General features: G+C 63.3%; 15 protein-coding genes. 8 read left to right on the forward strand and 7 right to left on the reverse strand.

Annotation, left to right across the window (positions count from 1 at the left end):
• Window positions 1-116: 116 nt before the first annotated feature.
• The 4 genes from G453_RS0110610 to G453_RS0110630 form a co-directional block, all read right to left on the reverse strand.
• Window positions 117-1070, reverse strand: a complete 954-nt coding sequence (locus tag G453_RS0110610) for a phosphotransferase (protein WP_027191052.1) — start codon at window positions 1068-1070, stop codon at window positions 117-119.
• Between the two features lie 363 nt (window positions 1071-1433).
• Window positions 1434-1988, reverse strand: coding sequence for a TetR/AcrR family transcriptional regulator (locus tag G453_RS0110615; protein WP_027191053.1), 555 nt, complete (start codon window positions 1986-1988; stop codon window positions 1434-1436).
• Window positions 1989-2403: 415 nt separating this feature from the next.
• The gene (gene acs / locus G453_RS0110625) at window positions 2404-4332 is read right to left on the reverse strand and encodes an acetate--CoA ligase (RefSeq protein WP_027191055.1); all 1929 of its coding nucleotides are present in this window, start codon (window positions 4330-4332) and stop codon (window positions 2404-2406) included.
• Window positions 4333-4459: 127 nt separating this feature from the next.
• Window positions 4460-5332, reverse strand: coding sequence for a LytR/AlgR family response regulator transcription factor (locus G453_RS0110630; RefSeq protein WP_027191056.1), 873 nt, complete (start codon window positions 5330-5332; stop codon window positions 4460-4462).
• Window positions 5333-5533: 201 nt separating this feature from the next.
• On the opposite strand from G453_RS0110630, the gene G453_RS0110635 reads away from it, so the two are divergent.
• From G453_RS0110635 to G453_RS0110645, 3 genes are all read left to right on the forward strand, one after another.
• Window positions 5534-5932, forward strand: a complete 399-nt coding sequence (locus tag G453_RS0110635) for a hypothetical protein (RefSeq protein ID WP_027191057.1) — start codon at window positions 5534-5536, stop codon at window positions 5930-5932.
• A 729-nt stretch (window positions 5933-6661) separates the two neighbouring features.
• A complete protein-coding gene (locus G453_RS0110640) occupies window positions 6662-7372 on the forward strand; it encodes a PEP-CTERM sorting domain-containing protein (RefSeq protein WP_027191058.1) in 711 nt (236 codons plus the stop codon).
• A gap of 257 nt (window positions 7373-7629) precedes the next feature.
• The gene (locus tag G453_RS0110645; RefSeq protein ID WP_043645432.1) at window positions 7630-8538 is read left to right on the forward strand and encodes a hypothetical protein; all 909 of its coding nucleotides are present in this window, start codon (window positions 7630-7632) and stop codon (window positions 8536-8538) included.
• Between the two features lie 309 nt (window positions 8539-8847).
• Here G453_RS0110645 and G453_RS0110650 read toward each other — a convergent pair whose 3' ends face one another.
• Window positions 8848-9300 (reverse strand): YaiI/YqxD family protein, encoded by a 453-nt coding sequence (locus G453_RS0110650; RefSeq protein WP_027191060.1) that lies wholly within the window; start codon window positions 9298-9300, stop codon window positions 8848-8850.
• 44 nt (window positions 9301-9344) lie between these two features.
• Window positions 9345-9539, reverse strand: a complete 195-nt coding sequence (locus G453_RS0110655) for a YwbE family protein (RefSeq protein ID WP_027191061.1) — start codon at window positions 9537-9539, stop codon at window positions 9345-9347.
• 360 nt (window positions 9540-9899) lie between these two features.
• On the opposite strand from G453_RS0110655, the gene G453_RS0110660 reads away from it, so the two are divergent.
• A complete protein-coding gene (locus G453_RS0110660) occupies window positions 9900-10766 on the forward strand; it encodes a substrate-binding domain-containing protein (protein ID WP_027191062.1) in 867 nt (288 codons plus the stop codon).
• Window positions 10759-11541 carry a 4Fe-4S binding protein gene (locus tag G453_RS0110665; RefSeq protein WP_027191063.1) on the forward strand — a complete coding sequence of 261 codons (783 nt, stop codon included), beginning with the start codon at window positions 10759-10761 and terminating at the stop codon, window positions 11539-11541. The genes G453_RS0110660 and G453_RS0110665 overlap by 8 nt, the downstream gene beginning before the upstream one ends.
• Before the next feature lie 206 nt (window positions 11542-11747).
• On the opposite strand, the gene G453_RS27915 is transcribed toward G453_RS0110665, so the two are convergent.
• Window positions 11748-12002, reverse strand: a complete 255-nt coding sequence (locus G453_RS27915) for a hypothetical protein (RefSeq protein WP_156920878.1) — start codon at window positions 12000-12002, stop codon at window positions 11748-11750.
• On the opposite strand from G453_RS27915, the gene fdnG reads away from it, so the two are divergent.
• From fdnG to G453_RS0110685, 3 genes are all read left to right on the forward strand, one after another.
• Window positions 12001-15048, forward strand: coding sequence for a formate dehydrogenase-N subunit alpha (fdnG, locus tag G453_RS0110675; RefSeq protein ID WP_084502256.1), 3048 nt, complete (start codon window positions 12001-12003; stop codon window positions 15046-15048). The two genes, G453_RS27915 and fdnG, sit on opposite strands and share 2 nt — an antisense overlap.
• 117 nt (window positions 15049-15165) lie before the next feature.
• Window positions 15166-15891, forward strand: a complete 726-nt coding sequence (locus G453_RS0110680; protein WP_027191066.1) for a 4Fe-4S dicluster domain-containing protein — start codon at window positions 15166-15168, stop codon at window positions 15889-15891.
• Window positions 15892-16008: 117 nt separating this feature from the next.
• Window positions 16009-16932: a formate dehydrogenase accessory protein FdhE gene (locus G453_RS0110685; RefSeq protein ID WP_027191067.1), complete on the forward strand. Its 924-nt coding sequence runs from the start codon at window positions 16009-16011 to the stop codon at window positions 16930-16932.
• The last annotated feature ends 382 nt before the right edge of the window (window positions 16933-17314 follow it).

The raw sequence follows: 17314 nt of genomic DNA on the forward strand, positions 1-17314 counted from the left end.
GGAGGGAGTCAAATTTTCGGGGGAGAGGCCTCCGGCGGCCAAAGAGGGCGCTGCCCTCTCTGGCCGGATCGTATGGCCCGCCAGGGGGACTTCGCGGCATCGTGCAAAACTGCCGCTCAAGCGCCTGGGATCAGGATGCCATCCGGCTGGACGGCCAGATGCTCCATGAAATCAAGTTCAAGTGAGATCATCTCCTCATCGCCCCGGCGCAGCCACTCGGACAACCAGCCGAAGCGGGTGGCCAGGATTGCCGGGGTCAGCCAGCGGGCCTGATCACCAGGGATAAGGCCCTCGTCCCGGACGCGCGAGAGCAGCGCGCAGGCGAAAGGCGTGTCCAGGCCGCCGTCGCCCTCGATGGCCAGGCAACCCAGACAGTTGGCCAGATCGTAGACTGCGGGGAGCATCCCGGCGAACTCCCAGTCGATGACCGCGCGCAGACCGTTTTCGCCCCAGATGACGTTCAGCGGGTGGACGTCGCCATGGGACAGCACGCGGGGCAGTTCCGGGCAGGCTTCCAGGAATCCGGCCAGGGCTGGGAACGAGCTGGTAGCGAGCGCGTGGACGTCGGGGCGCACGTGGGAAAGGCGGGACAGCAGGTCCGCGATGTAGTCCGGCAGGGACAACTCGCGCAGGCCCGCCAAGCGTCCCGACTGGGGCGTGACCGAGTCTGCGGTGCGCCGGAAGTCCCCCAGCCACGCGCCCAGCGAGTCGCCGAGAGAGGCGTCCTGCAGATAGCCGGGCCGGGGCAGTTTGATTCCGGGAATATAGGGGGAGAGTTGCCAGTTGCGGCCCCAGTCCTGCAGGACGAACGCGCCCGTTGCGGGAACGCGCAGGTACGGAGCCAGACCGGACAGGCCGCAGCCCGAGAGAGCAGAGAGCAGACGCGCGATGGCCTCGCGGCGCGGGGACTGCCCCGGCGAAAGCTGCTCCAGAACGAAGAGATGGCCGTCAGCGTCTTCGATCACGCGCCGGACCAGGCAACGCTCCGGGCTGCCGGGAATGGCGATGTCCGGACGATGCCGGGAGAAGTGGACGCCGAAGGAGGCGAGGAGGTTGGTATGGAGGGGCATGACGGGCGTGAACGGCGCGAGGCTCCAGGGGGAGGATGTGACCGTTACTCTTTCGACCCCAGGCCGGGGGTCCTGCGTCCTGGCATTCGGTGCTTCCGGTGGATGTTGAATCTCCCCGCAGGACATTGCCGACCCTGCGGGGAGACTGTAAAAAATTAACGCTTAAGAGAGAACTTGTACACAAAATAACCCAACACGCACAAAAATACGACACCACCAATCACTGCTCCGAGTTCACCGATTGCCATATGGCCTCCTCGGGTCTGCCCCGATCCAGCCAGCAGGCGGCTCTGTTGTCAGGTCGTCTACCGGGTTTGCGTCGTCCGTTAGGGCGATGTATGAAGAACACGAAAACACATCCTACTACGCTATTTGCCGCAAAGCCTTGTCGTAGAACGACATAAGATGGACCACTGCATCGAAATCGCGCTTAAATTCAAACAGCTTGAGCCTGCCAACTCCATGCAGCGAGCCGAGAATCATGTATGCAATCTCCTCACAGTCGATATCACGGAATTCTCTGCTTTCCACTCCCTGCTGCAATATATCCTTGATCAAGTCGAAGAGTATTCCATAGAACTCAAGCGTGCGGCCAGCGCTTGACTCTGTAATGCTTTGATAGAGGAATTGAGCGTTCAGGGGGGAATTATCTATAAAATCGAAGTGGTGTGTCATAACACCATGGAGACGCTGCAAGGCAGATGATTCACTCTGCAAGGAAGACAGGCCGAGGAGGTACTCCTGGCTTAGCCGCTCTGCCACTTCGCTGATGATGGCGGGCTTGTTCTTGAAATAGTAAAAGACCAACCCCTTGGCCACTCCAGCCTTGGCCGCTATCTCAGCAACACTGGAGGCTTTGACGCCCTTCTCCGCTACAATATCTCGGGCGGCTGACAAAATGGCATTGCGACTTTCCATCTTCCTCTCCGCACTGACCGATCGGTCAATTTGACCACATGGTCAACCTCGTGGCGACCCGTGTCAAGCATTTTCTTTACTCTGCGCGCTTTGAATTGGAGGGTGCGTGGAAGACTCGGGGTGGATTTATCGGAGAGAGCGGCACCAGCACGAAAAGGCGGCGGCCAGCACCTTCGATCACACGCCGGAACAGGCACCGTTCCGGGCTGCCGGGAATGGCGATGTCCGGACGATGGCGGGAAAACTGGACGCCGAAACCGGCGAGGAGGTTGGTATGGAGGGGCATGGGTGAGTGATCGAGGTGAGCAGGGAGAGCGACATGGGGAAAGCCCCGGCGGACAATGGGACAAGTCCCTTTGGAATCCCCTCTAGGCACATGCGGCGGGCGACCATTTGGAGATGAAAAGCCCGCCCCCTACTCCTCCTCCAACGTCGACAAATCCCCCGGAGCCGCGCCCGTCTCTTCAGCCTTCAGGAGCCGTCGCAAAATCTTGCCGCTCTTGGTGTGGGGCAGCTTCTCGCGGAACGCGATGGCCTTTATCGCCACGAACGGCCCGAGTTCGCGCTTCACGTGGCTGGTCAGGTTCTTTATCAACTCGTCCTCGCTGTCGAAGTCCTTCTCCCACTCCTCGGCGCGCACCACGAAGCATTTGGCGGCCTCCCCTTTGATGGGGTCCGGCACGCCGATCACCGCCGCCTCGATCACGGCCTTGTGCGCCATGAGCGCGGCCTCAACCTCTGCCGGTCCGATGCGGTGCCCGCCGATGTTCAGCACGTCGTCCGCGCGGCCCTGGAACCAGAAGTAGCCGTCCTCGTCCTTTCTGGCCACGTCGCCCGCGAAGTACATTCCCGGAATCTTGTCCCAGTAGGCCTTGCGATAGCCCTCGTCGTCGTCGAACAGGGTGCGCGCCATGGCGGGCCAGGGCTTCTTCACCACCACGAACCCGCCCTTGTCCGGGCCTGCGGGGTTGCCGTGGCGGTCCACCACGTCCACGTCCACGCCGGGCAGGGGCCGCCCCGCCGAGCCGGGCTTAAGAAGCGAGATGGGCAGCGGCGACACCATGAACATGCCGGTCTCGGTCTGCCACCAGGTGTCCAGGAGCGGGCATTCGCTGCGCCCGATGTACTTGTGGAACCAGACCCAGGGTTCGGGGCCGATGGGCTCTCCGACACTCCCCAACAGCCGCAGCGTCGAGAGGTCGTGCTTCTTGGGATACTGCGAGCCGTAGCGCATGAGCATGCGGATGAGCGTGGGCGTGGTATACAGGATGGTCACGCCGTAGCGGGCCACGATGGCCCAGAGGCGGTCGGCCTGGGGATAGAGGGGGTGGCCCTCGTAGAGCACCACGGTGGTCCCGGCCATGAGCGGCCCGAACACCACGTAGCTGTGGCCGGTGATCCAGCCGGGGTCTGCGGTGCAGAAATAGAGGTCCGTGGGTTTCACGTCCATGACCCAGCGGTAGGTGGAGTGCACGCCCACCATGTAGCCGCCGTGGGTGTGCATCAGGCCCTTGGGCTTGCCCGTGGCCCCGGAGGTGAACAGCAGGAACAGCGGGTCCTCGGCGTCCATGACCTCGGTGGGGGCCTGGGTGTGCTCCTGGCGCAGCAGGTCCTCGTAGCGCAGGTCGCGCGGCTCCACCATGTCCAGTTCGACGCCCGCGCGGTGCACCACGATGACGCTCTCCACGCAGTCGCAGTTCTGGCCGAACAGGGCCTCGTCCACCACGGACTTCAGGTTTATCACCCGCCCGTTTCGGTAGAAGCCGTCGGCGGTCACGATGATTTTCGGCTGGCAGCTCTCGATGCGCTCACGAAGCGAACGGGCGGAATATCCGGCGAACACCAGGGTCTGGACCGCGCCGATCTTGGCGGCGGCCAGCATGGTGATGACCGTCTCGGGCAGCGGCGGCAGATAGATGAGGATGCGGTCGCCCTTCTGCACACCCATGGCGCGCAGCGCATTGGCCAGACGGCAGACCTCGCGGAACAACTCATAATAGGTATATTTGCGGCACTCGCCGGACTCGCCTTCCCAGATGATGGCCAGCTTGTTCTTGTTGGCGGTGAGGATATGGCGGTCCAGGGCGTTGTGGACCAGGTTGCACTTGCCGCCCAGGAACCATTTGTAGAAGGGCGGGTTGGACTCGTCGAGCACCTGGTCCCACTTCTCGAACCAGTCCAGTTCGGCGGCCTGCTCTTCCCAGAAGAGGCGATAGTCGGCGTCAGCGAGCTTCTGGGCGGCCCGCAGTTCGGGCTGGCCCATGTTGGCCTCGCGCACCACCTGGGGCAGGGGGCGGAAGACGCGCTCCTCCCTGAGCAAGCTATCTACGAGGCCGGTTTCCATGCATCACTCCTGCGTTTTCTCCAAACCGCCGAGCCGCGTCCGGCGCGTCGGCATCTCGACACCCCCCTATCGAGGGGTCCAGGGCAGAGCCCTGGTGGGGGCGGGGGCGAAGCCCCCCGAAAAAAATTTACAGTCCCAGCACCTGTTTCAATTCGCCTATCCTGCGCCTGCTGATGGGCAGCTCGATGCGGGTCTTGCCCTGAGTGCGCAGCATGAACTGGCCTCCGGGGAGGCTTGCGATCTCGGTGACGGCTTCCAGGTTCACCAGGAATTTGCGGTGCACGCGGAAAAATCCGTGCGGCCCAAGTCGTTCCTCCAGGTTCTTCAGCCTGTAGGAGGTCAAGTACTTCTGCTGCGCCGTGTGCACGAAGGAGTAGTCCTCGTAGGCCTCCACGAAGAGGATGTGCGGATAAGGCAGCAGCAGGGTGCGCCCGTCCAGGGAGATGGGCAGCTTGTCGATGTCCACGGTTTTTTTCTTCTGGGTGAGGTCCCAGGCCTGCTTGAGGGCGGAGATGAAGGGACCTTCCTCGTGCTCCTCGATGGGAAGCGACAGGGTCTGCTGGTCCTCCTGGGCGCTGGGGGAGCGCTCCTCGGGCCAGGCCCCGGCGGGCTGGGCCTGCTTGAAGCCGGGGGAGAGCCCTTTCAGGCGCTCAAGCGTGCGCTCCAGGCGCTCGGGAGCCACGGGCCAGATGAGGTAGTCCGCCGCGCCCAGTTCGAAGGCCTTGTAGGCCAGGGATTCATCGTCCGCCACGAACACCAGGGAGGGGCGGTTGCGCCGCGAGGCAAGAATCTGGGCCAGCTCCATGCCGGAGGTGGGGCCTGGAAGATCGGGGCTCAGAAAGAACACGCCGTAGGGGATGGCTTCCAGCATCTCCAGGGCCTCGAAGGCCGTGGCCGCCGCGCCCAGCACGCGCAGGGATTCCACGCCCGCCAGAATCTGGCGCAGCCCGGCCCGCACGGCGGGGTCGGCGTGGACGATGAGGGTCTTGACCTGCGACATCGAGAAAACTCCCGTATTCCCGTCTAGGTAGCGGGAATCGGCTCAAGCCGCAACCTTCCGCACGAAAACTGCGGACCATTCGACAAATTCGCCGCACTCCTTGCCAATAGATGGCTCACCCATATATAGAATGCTTCAATAGGGTCAGAAGGGATGAAGCAACGGCGGGATTCCGCATTGCAGCCTGATCCGGGAGTACCCATGAACACGAGACTAGTCGCCGCGTGCGCGCTTGCCGCGCTGCTGATGGCCCCTGATGCGGGCTGGACCAAGAAGAAGGACAAGGACAACGACCACTGGGACGCCACCGGCCAGCCCCAGCCTCCCGGCCAGGTGAAGAAGCAGGGCGGAGGCCCTCCGCCCTGGGCTCCGGCGCATGGCTACCGGGCCAAGCAGCAGTATTTCTACTACCCCAGGTACAACGTCTACAAAGACCCCGTGAGCGGACTGTTCTTCTCCTTCCATGGCGGGGCATGGCACAAGGGGGATCTTCCTGGCAACGTGAACCCCAGGCACCTTGGGCGAAACTACCGCATCGAGGGCGACCTGGACGAACCCTACCGGGGCAACAACAGCCATAAGAAGAAGTACAGGCCCTGACGCGGTGCGCGGACACGCCCGCGCTTCGCCTTTCTCCATCCCAGCAGGCCGGGGGCGCTTCATCCGTTCGGAACGCGCCCCGGCCTGCCCATCCCCGCTTCCTTCGACAAGTCGTGAAGCCGAAATCCGCTCCGAGATACCCAGCCCGGCGGTGAACTCCCGCCTGAATGCCTGACGAGAGTCCCGGCGGCCTCGCCTTGGGCCAGGAGCCACCCAGCTCGCCCTCCACCAGCTGAAGACCTCGCCCAACAGCAACGGTAAACTGCACATACCACCAGGAATTGCCCCCGGCTGAACAAAACCAACAAAAAACTGCAAAAAACACACGCTTACTAATTTCAAGCACAATACAAAACGTTGCGACATTACGCGCACAAAACAACATATACGCACAACTTGAAAACCATATTCAGCATTATGAAGTCTGCACCGCCGAGAACATGACAACGAACAACCGTTTCGATTATAAGTTACCGCTATTTGTCGTCAATCTTTACACAATTTCGCTGATCATTACACAACACACCAAACCATACTGGAGCGGTATCAATCCAAATATCCGCAATCCTTCACTGCGCCCAGTGGCATGAAATTCGCTGCACACTCTACATTGCCACAGTTGCACGACTCACTGCAAAGTTGTGAATACCAATCCATGACGTATCACGCTTTAACTGGAGGTCATGCATTATGAGCAGAGCACATGTTTGGATTCAAATCGCCGCCACGATGATTGGCATCTCTCTGTTTTCTTCAACGCACTGTTACTCGGCAGTACTTTGGGACACGGGACCCGCCTCCGGCACAATCTACTCCTATCCCGGGGTCTACCCTTACGGCTTCACCCTCCAGGGCGGGCAGTACGCGCAATACGCCGCCGGGAGGCTGGACCTGACGGAAACCACCACAGTGACGAGGGTCGAGGGATGGATGGCCACGGACGGCAGCTACTATGACGGCGCAGGATGGAACACCATGAACCTGGCTGGGGGGAAGCTGACCATCGGGATTTACGACATCGACAACATCACCTGGCTCCCGACCACGCTCCTGTACCGGTCCTCGTCCTTCAACCTGGCTGACGGCTCACAACCGGGCTGGTACGGGGCAGCCCTCAGCAAGACCCTTGGCCCAGGCTATTACTACGTCTCCTTCGAACCCACCGACGAGACCTTCACCGGAGTCCTGTCCACATTGCACTGGCGCAACGACCTGGGCCTCTACCCGCCAGCCTGGCCCGCCAACCCCATGCCCGATTACACCTACTACTATGGGAGCGCATGGCATTCCTATGGAGGAGTGTACAACACCGTGGGCATGCGCATTGAAGGAACCCCAGGCGCCCAGCCGCCCGGGGCGGTTCCTGAACCGGCAACCGTGGCGCTCCTGGCGCTCGGACTGGCAGGACTGTTCGTGCTTCGTAACAGGTATTTCGCCTGACACGCTCGCACGCGGCACGTAATCCGGCAGGATACGGCTTGAACGACGCCGCCCGCCTCCGACGTGTCGGAGGCGGGCGGCGTCACGAGGCCAAGCCCACCCGAGATTGACGCAGGCGCCCCGCCCCTCCCTTGGCCGTCCACCCCGGCCGACGCCCCCGCTGCAGGCAGTTGCCGGGAAGCCCCGGCTTTGTGTAGGCTGTTTCGGCATGTCTCGTGCGGCCGCCTTCCCGGCCGCACCCATGCACGGGAGGCGTCATGAACAGTTCCAGGGCATGGGTATTCGGACTCCTAGGCGTGGCGGCGCTGGCAGTTCTTCTGTATTTCGTGGGAGGCAGTCGGCAGGGCCTGCGCGTGGAGGAGCTGCTGGCCACGCAGGTGCGAAAGGGCCAGGTGGTTGCCCAGATGCGCATCGACCTGCTTACGGCGGTGGAGGCGGAGAAGAACGTGCTCCTGGCGGGAACGGTCCAGGCCGCAGGCGACTTCGCGGACAAGGCCCGCAAGGCCTCCGACGCTGTGGAAAAAGGGCGCGTGGAGCTCGAAGCCATCTCCCGGCGAGACGACATCGCGCCCCAGACCGAGCTGCTGGCGCAGTTCAGCAAGGCCTGGACGGAATTTCGCACCATCGACGCCGTGTTGCTGGAACTTGCGGTGCAAAAGACCAACGACCAGGCCGCGCGGCTCTCGGCCACCCGCGGGCTGGACCTGCTCCTCTCGTTCCAGAAATCGCTCGAATCGGCCATGTTCCGTGGCCCACAAGGGGCGACGGGCTCGCAGTTCCTGCCCGTGCAGTGCTTCAAGGCCTATGCCGGAGCGGCCACCGTTCTCGGGCTGCAGGCCCCTCACATCGCTGAATCCGTCGATGCGAACATGGACGCCCTGGAGGCCCGCATCGCCGCAGCCGCCGCCCAGACGCGCGCCGCGCTGGACGCCGCCCAGTCCGCTGCGCCGGGTTCCGCCAAGGCCGACCTGGCAGAAGCCCGCGCCGTGTTCGGGGAGTTCATGGCCGTGAACGCGAAGATCATCGCGCTGTCGCGCATCAACTCGGACGTGAAGTCGCTGGCGCTGTCCATGGAGCGCAAGCGCATGGTGGCCGCCAGCTGCCTGGATACGTTGGGGGAGCTTCAGGACAGCATCAACGAGCGGCTGTCCAAGGCCCGGCGCTAGGGCGCATGAGCAGGAACATTCTGTAATTATTGGTTGTTTTCGCACAAGAAAGCCTCCGGCGGCCAAAGGGGCGAGCCCCTTTGGAATCCCGTATGGGTCTGCGTGGAGAGTTGGCTTTGCAGTGGGGATGCGACACTGAAGCAGTGCGCCAAAGGCGACTGGCAGGCTTTTGAGACGTCGATTTTTGCACCCTGTTCAACAAACGCACTGGCAAGGCGCAGGAAGAAGCCAATCCTGATGCGAATTGAACATACGTGAGGGTTTGGCTTTTTCCAGGCAACGCAGCCTGCGATGATTTTCAACAGGCTGCTAGCGCAGCCCCCGGCTGGTCAGAAAGATATCCAGGCTGTTGGCGAAGGCCTGCCGGTCGCGCTGGCTGAGCGGCGGCGGCCCGCCCGTGTTCACCCCGGCGCTGCGCAACTCGCTCAGAAGGTTGCGCATGGTCAGGCGGCTCTGGATGGTGTCCTTGGTGTAGAGCTCCCCCCTGGGATTCAGGGCGTGGGCGTCCTTCTCGATCACCTTGGCGGCCAGGGGGATGTCTGCCGTGATCACCAGATCCCCCGCCTCCACCATCTCCACGATGGCCTCGTCCACCACGTCGAACCCCTGCCCCACCCGGATGGTGCTGATGTACTCCGAGCCGGGAACCTGAAGTATCTTGTTGGCCACCAGGGTCAGGCGCAGGCGAAGGCGCTGGGCCGCCCGGAACAGGATCTCCCGGATGGGGCCGGGCAGCGCGTCGGCATCGACCAGAATATGCATTGAGTCTCCCGCGCCTGGGCGCGATGTGATGGTGTCGGGCGCACTCAGCCCAGAATCTGGCGCACCCGGCCAACGTCGCCGCTTGCCAGGCGCACCTTGATCCCGCGCGTATGCACCGCCGCCGAGGTGAGGATGTCCTTGACCACGCCCTCGGTGGTCTTGCCGGTGCGCTGGTCCTTCTTGAGCACGATCAGCACCCGAAGGCCGGGGCGGATGTCCTTACGCTGCGTTCCATTCATGTGCGGCTCCTGAATGCATGCCGACGGACAGGGCTGTCGGCTGTCGGCTGTCGGCTGTCGGCTGTCGGCTGTCGGCTGTCGGCTGTCGGCTGTCGGCTGTCGGCTGTCGGCTGTCGGGGAGCTTCTATCTTCCTTGGCGCGCCCCGTCGACTGCTTCCTGACCGCCTTGGCCAGCTTCCGTCCCGCACATCGGCATGCAAATCCCCCCTATTGCCTTATATGCAGAGGCAAAGACCATCGACATTATCTATTGTACACATCGACTAGCCCAATATAGCCTCCCGCCGACCTCGCAGGCCCGGCGGTCGTCCCGCCGCCATCCTGCCGACATTCCTTTCGATTCATCACCAGGAGCGGGCAATGAACAACGCGGACGGCACGAACTGCCGCAGAAACTTCCTGAAGACCATGGCCGGATCAGCGGTGGCCCTGGCCGGGCTCGGCGCGCCGCTGCCCCAGGCCCGCGCGGCCGCATACTCCCAGAATCTCTTGCAGGTATGGTCCTGCGGCGGGCTGGCCGAGGCCATGAACCCGGCAAACGAGCTCTTCGAGAGCCGCACCGGCGTGCGCGTGAGCTACACCGGGGCCTTCGCGGCGGCGCTGGGCAAGTCGCTCCTGGGCAGCTCCACCACCGAGGTCTTCGCGGGCCGCGTGCTGGACCTGGCCAAGAAGCTGCGCCAGTCCGGCAAGATGACCTCCTTCAAGCCCCTGTGCTTCACCAGCTATGTCATGGTCACCCCCAAGGGCAACCCGGCCCGCATCGAGAAGATCGAGGACATGGCCCGCCCCGGCGTCAAGGTGGTGCTCGCGCCCGAAGCCTCGCCCCCCGGCGGCGCGGCGGCCATCAATGTGCTCAAGAAGGCCGGCATCCACGACGCGGTGATGAAGAACTGCGTGACGCTCGGCTCCTGCGTGCAGCGCACCATGGATGACGTGATCTCCGGCAAGGGCGACGTGTCCATCGTGGAGCTGCGCGTCACGCGCATCCCCCAGTTCTCCGGCAGGGTGGACGTGGTGGAGTTCCCCGAGGCCCTGTTTCCGCCGCCGCCCCTGACCTTCACCGTGGGCGTGATGAAGCACGCCAAGGACCCCAAGCTGGCGGGCGACTATGCGGAGTTCCTGACCTCCCCCGAGGGGCAGGCCTTCTTTGAACGGGCCGGATTCATCCCGGCCATCTCCGACAAGGGCATGGCCCTGGTGGAGAAGCTGGGGGTCAAGGATGCCTGAGAACACCCTCGCCGCTGCCGCGCCCTCGTCCGCCCTGGCCAAGATACGCCTCTCGGTCTGGCGCAGGCTCACCCAGTTGGGCATGCTGGCCGTGCTTGGCCAATGGTCCTTCTACGGCGTCTTCCGCTGCCCGTTCATCGTGCCCTACGTCAGCTGCCAGAACTGCCCGGTGATCACCTGCCACGGCAGGCTGCTGACCATGTTCTGGGGGTTCTGGCTGCTCTTGCCGCTCTCGGCGCTGCTGGTTGGCCGGGCCTTCTGCGGCTGGGCCTGCCCCGGCGGGCTTGCCAACCAGATGCTCGGCAAGCTCGCGCCGTTAAAACTGCGCACGCGCAACCTGTTCACCCGCGTCGCGCCCTGGGGAGCTCTCCTGGCGGCGGCGGGCTGCCTGTACGTGTGGCTGGCCATGGGGCAGCCGCGCACCAACATCCCCATCCGGGTGGGCGAGTTCTTCGGGGCCGTGCGCCTGACCTTCGAGCACGCCGACCTCTTCTGGCTGGTGCGCACGTTTACGGTGCTCGGGCTTGTGGCCCTGGGGCTGGTGGTGGCCAACTTCTGGTGCCGCTTCGCCTGCCCCACCGGCGGGGCGCTGGAGATGCTGAAGCGCTTCTCCCTGTTCGGATTTTTCATGACCAGCGCCTGCAACGGCTGCGACAAGTGCCTGCGCGTGTGCGAGATGGGCACCCGGCCCGCCGAGAAGAACTGCACCAACTGCGGCGACTGCGCCGGGTCCTGCCCCCAGGACGCCATCCGCTTCGGCAGGAAGCCCTCATGATCTGAATCCGGCCCGGACTTCACCCGCCCGGGATATGAGCGCGCATAGGCGCGCATTTCCGCAGCCCGCCCTGATTCCCCGTCATCCAGGAGCGGGCTGCGGCATTTTCGCGCCCCCTTCCCTGCCTGCCTCCCCTGACACACATTTTGTTTAATTTTCGTCGATGCGACGAATCGGTGTCAAATCGAACGCAAGCCTCTTTACCCTCAAGACGCCTCATCGCCGCCAACCGAAGAATCCACGCGCGTATCCGGGCAAAAGCCCGGCGCGGCAATATCGGATATACCAACCCTACCCATCAGAACCATCAATCGTGCTAAATCAAACACATTAAAATGATTGAATAAAAATTTGACACACAGAGTTGTGTCTGTTTTGACATAATCCAAAGTGGGCGGCAAATCGGGGCCGGACCCAGGAACTTCATGGGTGGAACTGCTACTCTTCAAGGAGGCGTTCATGAGAGTATCGAGGCGAGGGTTCATCAAATTTGCTGGAGCCGGGGCAGCCTGCCTGACCCTGACCCAGCTGGGCATCGATCTGACCCCCGCGCAGGCGTATGCCGCCGGGCTCAAGATCGAGGGCAGCAAGGAAGTCATCTCCATCTGCCCGTTCTGTTCCTGCGGCTGCAACACGCTGGTCCACGTAAAAGACGGCAAGATCGTCAACATCGAGGGCGACCCGGACTACCCCATCAGCGCGGGCGGCCTGTGCGCCAAGGGCGCGGCCCTGCGCTCCCTGCACGTGAGCGAGAACAGGCTCACCAAGCCCCTGTACCGCGCCCCCGGCAGCGACAAGTGGGTGGAGAAAGACTGGAACTGGATGCTCGACCGCATCGCCAAGAAGGTCAAGGAGACCCGCGACAAGGACTTCGTCCTGAAGAACAAGGACGGCCTTGAGGTCAACCGCTGGGAATCCGGCTTCTGTCTGGGCTCCTCCCAGATGTCCAACGAAGAGTGCGCCGTCGCTCACCAATCTTTACGCAGCCTGGGTATCGTCCATATGGACCACCAGGCGCGGGTCTGACACAGCCCCACTGTGCCGGCTCTGGCAGAGTCGGTTGGACGCGGAGCGATGACGAACCACTACACTGACATCGGCAACGCCGATGCGGTGTTCATTATCGGCAGTAACGCGGCCGAGCACCACCCCATCTCCTTCCGCTGGGTGCTCAAGGCCAAGGAAAAAGGCGCGACGGTCATTCACGTTGACCCCAAGTTCTCGCGCACTTCAGCCCGCAGCACCTTCCACGTTCCCCTTCGCAGCGGCACGGACATCGCCTTCATGGGCGGCATGTGCAAGTACATCCTGGACAACAAGCTGTACTTCAACGACTACGTGATGAACTACACCAACGCCACCTTCCTGGTGGGCGAGAAGTATTCCTTCAATGACGGCCTGTTCTCCGGCTTCGACAAGGACAAGAAGAAGTACGACAAGAGCCAGTGGGCCTTCGAGAAGGACGAAAAGGGGGTTGTCAAGCGCGACCCGACACTGGCCCATCCCCGCTGCGTCCTCAACGTGCTGGCCAAACACTACGAGCGCTACAACCTGGACACCGTGTCCCAGGTAACCGGCGTGTCCAAAGAGAATCTGGTCAAGGTCTACGATGCCTTCGCCGCCACCGGCAAGCCCGACAAGGCCGGTACCATCCTCTACGCGCTGGGATGGACCCAGCACACCGTGGGCGTGCAGAACATCCGTCTGGCGGGCATCGTGCAGCTGCTCCTGGGCAACTTCGGCGTGGCGGGCGGCGGCATCAACGCCCTGCGCGGCGAGCCCAACGTGCAGGGCTCCACGGACCACGCCCTGCTCTACGGCTACATCCCCGGCTACCACAACGCCCCCATCGCCACCTGGAAGACCCTTGACGAGTACATGTTGGCCAACACCCCGGTTACCGCAGACCCCAAGAGCGTGAACTGGTGGAGCAACCGGCCCAAATACGTGACCAGCCTGCTCAAGGGCTGGTTCGGCGACAATGCCACCAAGGAAAACGACTTCTGCTACTCGCTGTTGCCGAAGCTCGATCCCGGCATGGACTGCTCGCACCTGTTCCTGTTCGACCGCATGTACCAGGGCAAGATAAAGGGCGGCTTCATCTTCGGGCACAACCCCTGCCAGAGCTTCCCCAACTCCAACAAGGTCCGCAAGGCCGTTGACAATCTGGACTGGCTGGTGGTTGGCGAGGTGTTCCACAACGAGACCACCGACAACTGGCGCAGGCCTGGGGCCGATCCCAAGAAGTGCAAGACTGAAATCTTCCTGCTCCCCTCGGCCTACCGGGCGGAAAAGGAAGGCACCATCTCCAACTCCGGCCGCTGGCACATGTGGCACTACAAGGCCATCGAGCCCCTGGGCCAGAGCCGCAGCATGGGCGACATGTTCGTGCAGATCATGGGGCGCGTGCGCAAGCTCTATGCCCAGGACAAGACCAAGAAGGGCCCGCTGTCCGACCAGATCCTCAAGCACGAGCTGCCCGAGAAGTTCGTTGCCGAAGAAATAACCAAGAAGATCAACGGCTACTTCACCAAAGACACCAAGATCGGCGACAAGGAATACAAGAAGGGCCAGCTGGTTCCCGGCTTCGCCAACCTTCAGGTTGACGGTTCCACCTCAAGCCTGAACTGGCTGTACTGCGGCGGCTACACCGAGGCCGAGGGCAACTTGGCCAAGCGCCGCGACCTGACCCAGACCCCAATGCAGGCCAAGATACACCTGTATCCCAAGTTCGCCTGGGCCTGGCCCATGAACCGCCGGGTGCTCTACAACCGCGCCTCGGTCGATATGAACGGCGTCCCCTACAACCCAGAGAAGGCGGTCATCGCCTGGCAGGACGGCAAGTGGGTGGGCGACGTGCCCGACGGCCCCGCCGCGCCCATGGCCATGGAAGGCGGCAAGTACCCCTTCATCATGTGCACGGACGGCCACGGACAGCTCTACGGCCCCGGCCGTGAGGACGGGCCCCTGCCCGAGCACTACGAACCGGCGGAGACCCCGCTCACCAAGAACCCGTTCTCGGGCCAGATGAACAACCCCTGCATGAAGACCGTCAGCGGCAGCGAGTTCGACAAGCTCTGCGCCAACGGCGACCCCCGCTTCCCCATCGTGCTGACCACCTACTGCATGACCGAGCACTGGTGTTCCGGCTCCGAGACCCGCAACGGCCCGGCCCTGCTGGAAGCCGAACCGCAGCAGTACGTGGAGATGAGCCCGCAGCTGGCCCAGGAAAAGGGCGTCAAGAACGGCGACGTGGTCATCGTGGAGAGCCTGCGCGGCAGGGTGGAGGCCGTGGCCATGGTCACGGTGCGTATCCGCCCCTTCACCGTCATGGGCAAGACCGTGCATCTGGTGGGCATGCCCTTCGCCTTCGGCTGGACCAAGCCCAAATGCGGCGACGCAGTGAACAGGCTGACCACCTCGGTTGGTGATCCCAACACCACCATTCCGGAGTACAAGGCCTGCCTCGTGAACCTGCGCAAGGCCGACAAGGTGACAGAACTGTAGCCGGGCAACGACAGGCCAACGGGCGGGCGCGCCCATGCTGACCAGCGCGCCCGCCCGTCAAACAACGAGGCCGGTCACAGACCGAAGGCTATCCCGAAGATGACAAGGAGCGAGACCATGCCCAAGGCAATACTCATAGACACCACGCGCTGCACCGCCTGCCGGGGCTGCCAGGTGGGCTGCAAGGAGTGGAAGAACTTCCCGGCCATTCCCACCAAACAGCTCGGAACACACCAGAACCCGCCCGACCTGACGCACTACAACTTCAAGCTGGTGCGCTTCAGCGAGCATCTGGATGGCGACACCGTCCAGTGGTACTTCTTCCCGGACGCCTGCCGCCATTGCGTGGACGCGCCGTGCAAGAACGTCTCCACGGTGGAAGGGGCCATCATCCAGGACAAGGCCACCGGAGCGATCCTCTACACGGACAAGACCGCCAAGGAAGACTTCAAGACCATCAAGGATTCCTGCCCCTACGACATCCCCAGGCAGGACCCCAAGACCAAGCAGATCGTCAAATGCGACATGTGCATCGACCGCGTGCAGGCCAACCTGCTGCCCATGTGCGTGAAAAGCTGCGCCATGGGGGCCATGAGCTTCGGCGAACGCGCCGACATCCTCAAGCAGGCCGGTGAGCGTCTGGAAGCCGTGAAGAAGGACTTCCCCAAGGCGTCGCTCCTGAACAAGGACGACGTTTCGGTGATCTATCTGGTGGCCGACACGCCCGCCAAGTACCACAAGTTCGCCGTGGCCGACGCTTCTGATACCCTGATGACCCGCAAGAGCCTGCTGGCCGAGGCTATCGCCCCGCTGCGCAAGATCGTGCAGAGCATGCAGGGCTAGTGCGCGACGCGAGCTGAAAACACGAACCAAGGGGCCGCCCGGCGTCCCGGACGCCTGGCGGCCTTGTAAAAGCCTCATTCGTTTCTGTATTTCCAGACTTCAAGGAGTGAATCGCACATGCAGACCAGGTCACAAGCGGTATTTGCGGCCCCGCAGGGAATTGAAGCCGCCCTGGCCAGCGCCGAAGCGGCAATCCCGGCCCTTGTCGGACTGTTGGGAGCTTTTGGCCCGTTGCTGGTGGAGCGCGCCCGCCTGCGTGAGTCCGCTCCCGGCTGGGTCGGCTACCCGCCCGCCATCGATCCCGACCGCTTCAGCCAGGGCGCGTTCGTGCTGGCCGACAGCGGCTTCCAGGACATGAGCGAACATCTGCCCCAGGCCGCCGCAGCGCTGCTGCCGGTCATGGCCCGCTGCTTCCCGGCCCTGGCGCCCGAACTTACCGCCCTTGGCGCGGCCCTTAAGAGCGGGGCCATCACCCTGCAGCAGCTGGCCCTGGCCGGATTCGGCGAGTTCGGCGAGATTGACGAGCTGCCCGGCGTCAGCCCCCAGGCCCTTCATTTCGCCGCCGCCGAGATGGTGCGCCCCTTCGTGGAGCGCCAGGCCGTGGATCTGCTGGCCCTGGTGGCCGAGCTGCCCTGGCAGCACTCTGCCTGCCCGGTGTGCGGCGGGCCTCCCAACATGAGCGTGATGCGCCGGACCTGGGACCCCTCGGAGTTCATCCAGGCCCACGGCGGCCGCCGCTACCTGCGCTGCTCCTGCTGCTCCTCCGAGTGGACGCACAAGCGCGTCTCCTGCCCCGGCTGCGGGTGCGAAGAGCCCGACGAGCTGGCCGTGCTGCGGGACCCCGCCCGGCCCTTCGAGCGCGTGGACGCCTGCCGCCGCTGCAAGAGCTTCCTGCTCTGCCTGGACGCCGGGGAACTGGCCGAGACGCCCGACCCCGACGTGACCGCCCTGGCCATGAGCGCCCTGGAGGAGGCGGCCCGCAAGGAAGGCTTCTCCCCCCTGGCCGGGCATCCCTGGAGCGGGCTGCTGGCAGGAAAATGATTCTCCGGCCTTGATAACGGACGGCGGATTGCCCCGCAGCAATCCGCCGTCCGGGACCGACGCGGTCATCCGGTCTGCCGTCAGACGTTGGCGACCGGATTCTATCAATGTGTCCGGCGTCCCCGGGGCTTCCACTCATATTTGTTGCGCATAGGGACGGACCTCCCAAGCCGTCGCCGGGGCCGCCTTCCCCCACGGGCGGTCCCGGCAATCTCTTTTGCGGCAGACGCAGCTTGCAGAAGCCGGAAAGTCACAACTCTCGCCTTGAGCATTCCCCTCGTTCATCTATTTGGTCACAAAGCGTTGCACATGCTTGCAGGATTGATGTACTCATTTTTAAATTTCGACGGAGACGGCTGCAGCGGATTGTGACGAGTTGCAC

This window comes from Fundidesulfovibrio putealis DSM 16056 (assembly GCF_000429325.1).
GTDB classification, from domain to species: domain Bacteria; phylum Desulfobacterota; class Desulfovibrionia; order Desulfovibrionales; family Desulfovibrionaceae; genus Fundidesulfovibrio; species Fundidesulfovibrio putealis.

What these genes read in the sequence shown, in the direction of transcription:
- G453_RS0110610 (WP_027191052.1), bottom strand. Translation starts at nt 1,070, where the DNA reads ATGCCCCTCCATACCAACCTCCTCGCCTCCTTCGGCGTCCACTTCTCC.
- G453_RS0110615 (WP_027191053.1), bottom strand. Translation starts at nt 1,988, where the DNA reads ATGGAAAGTCGCAATGCCATTTTGTCAGCCGCCCGAGATATTGTAGCG.
- acs (WP_027191055.1), bottom strand. Translation starts at nt 4,332, where the DNA reads ATGGAAACCGGCCTCGTAGATAGCTTGCTCAGGGAGGAGCGCGTCTTC.
- G453_RS0110630 (WP_027191056.1), bottom strand. Translation starts at nt 5,332, where the DNA reads ATGTCGCAGGTCAAGACCCTCATCGTCCACGCCGACCCCGCCGTGCGG.
- G453_RS0110635 (WP_027191057.1), top strand. Translation starts at nt 5,534, where the DNA reads ATGAACACGAGACTAGTCGCCGCGTGCGCGCTTGCCGCGCTGCTGATG.
- G453_RS0110640 (WP_027191058.1), top strand. Translation starts at nt 6,662, where the DNA reads ATGATTGGCATCTCTCTGTTTTCTTCAACGCACTGTTACTCGGCAGTA.
- G453_RS0110645 (WP_043645432.1), top strand. Translation starts at nt 7,630, where the DNA reads ATGAACAGTTCCAGGGCATGGGTATTCGGACTCCTAGGCGTGGCGGCG.
- G453_RS0110650 (WP_027191060.1), bottom strand. Translation starts at nt 9,300, where the DNA reads ATGCATATTCTGGTCGATGCCGACGCGCTGCCCGGCCCCATCCGGGAG.
- G453_RS0110655 (WP_027191061.1), bottom strand. Translation starts at nt 9,539, where the DNA reads ATGAATGGAACGCAGCGTAAGGACATCCGCCCCGGCCTTCGGGTGCTG.
- G453_RS0110660 (WP_027191062.1), top strand. Translation starts at nt 9,900, where the DNA reads ATGAACAACGCGGACGGCACGAACTGCCGCAGAAACTTCCTGAAGACC.
- G453_RS0110665 (WP_027191063.1), top strand. Translation starts at nt 10,759, where the DNA reads ATGCCTGAGAACACCCTCGCCGCTGCCGCGCCCTCGTCCGCCCTGGCC.
- G453_RS27915 (WP_156920878.1), bottom strand. Translation starts at nt 12,002, where the DNA reads ATGAACGCCTCCTTGAAGAGTAGCAGTTCCACCCATGAAGTTCCTGGG.
- G453_RS0110680 (WP_027191066.1), top strand. Translation starts at nt 15,166, where the DNA reads ATGCCCAAGGCAATACTCATAGACACCACGCGCTGCACCGCCTGCCGG.
- G453_RS0110685 (WP_027191067.1), top strand. Translation starts at nt 16,009, where the DNA reads ATGCAGACCAGGTCACAAGCGGTATTTGCGGCCCCGCAGGGAATTGAA.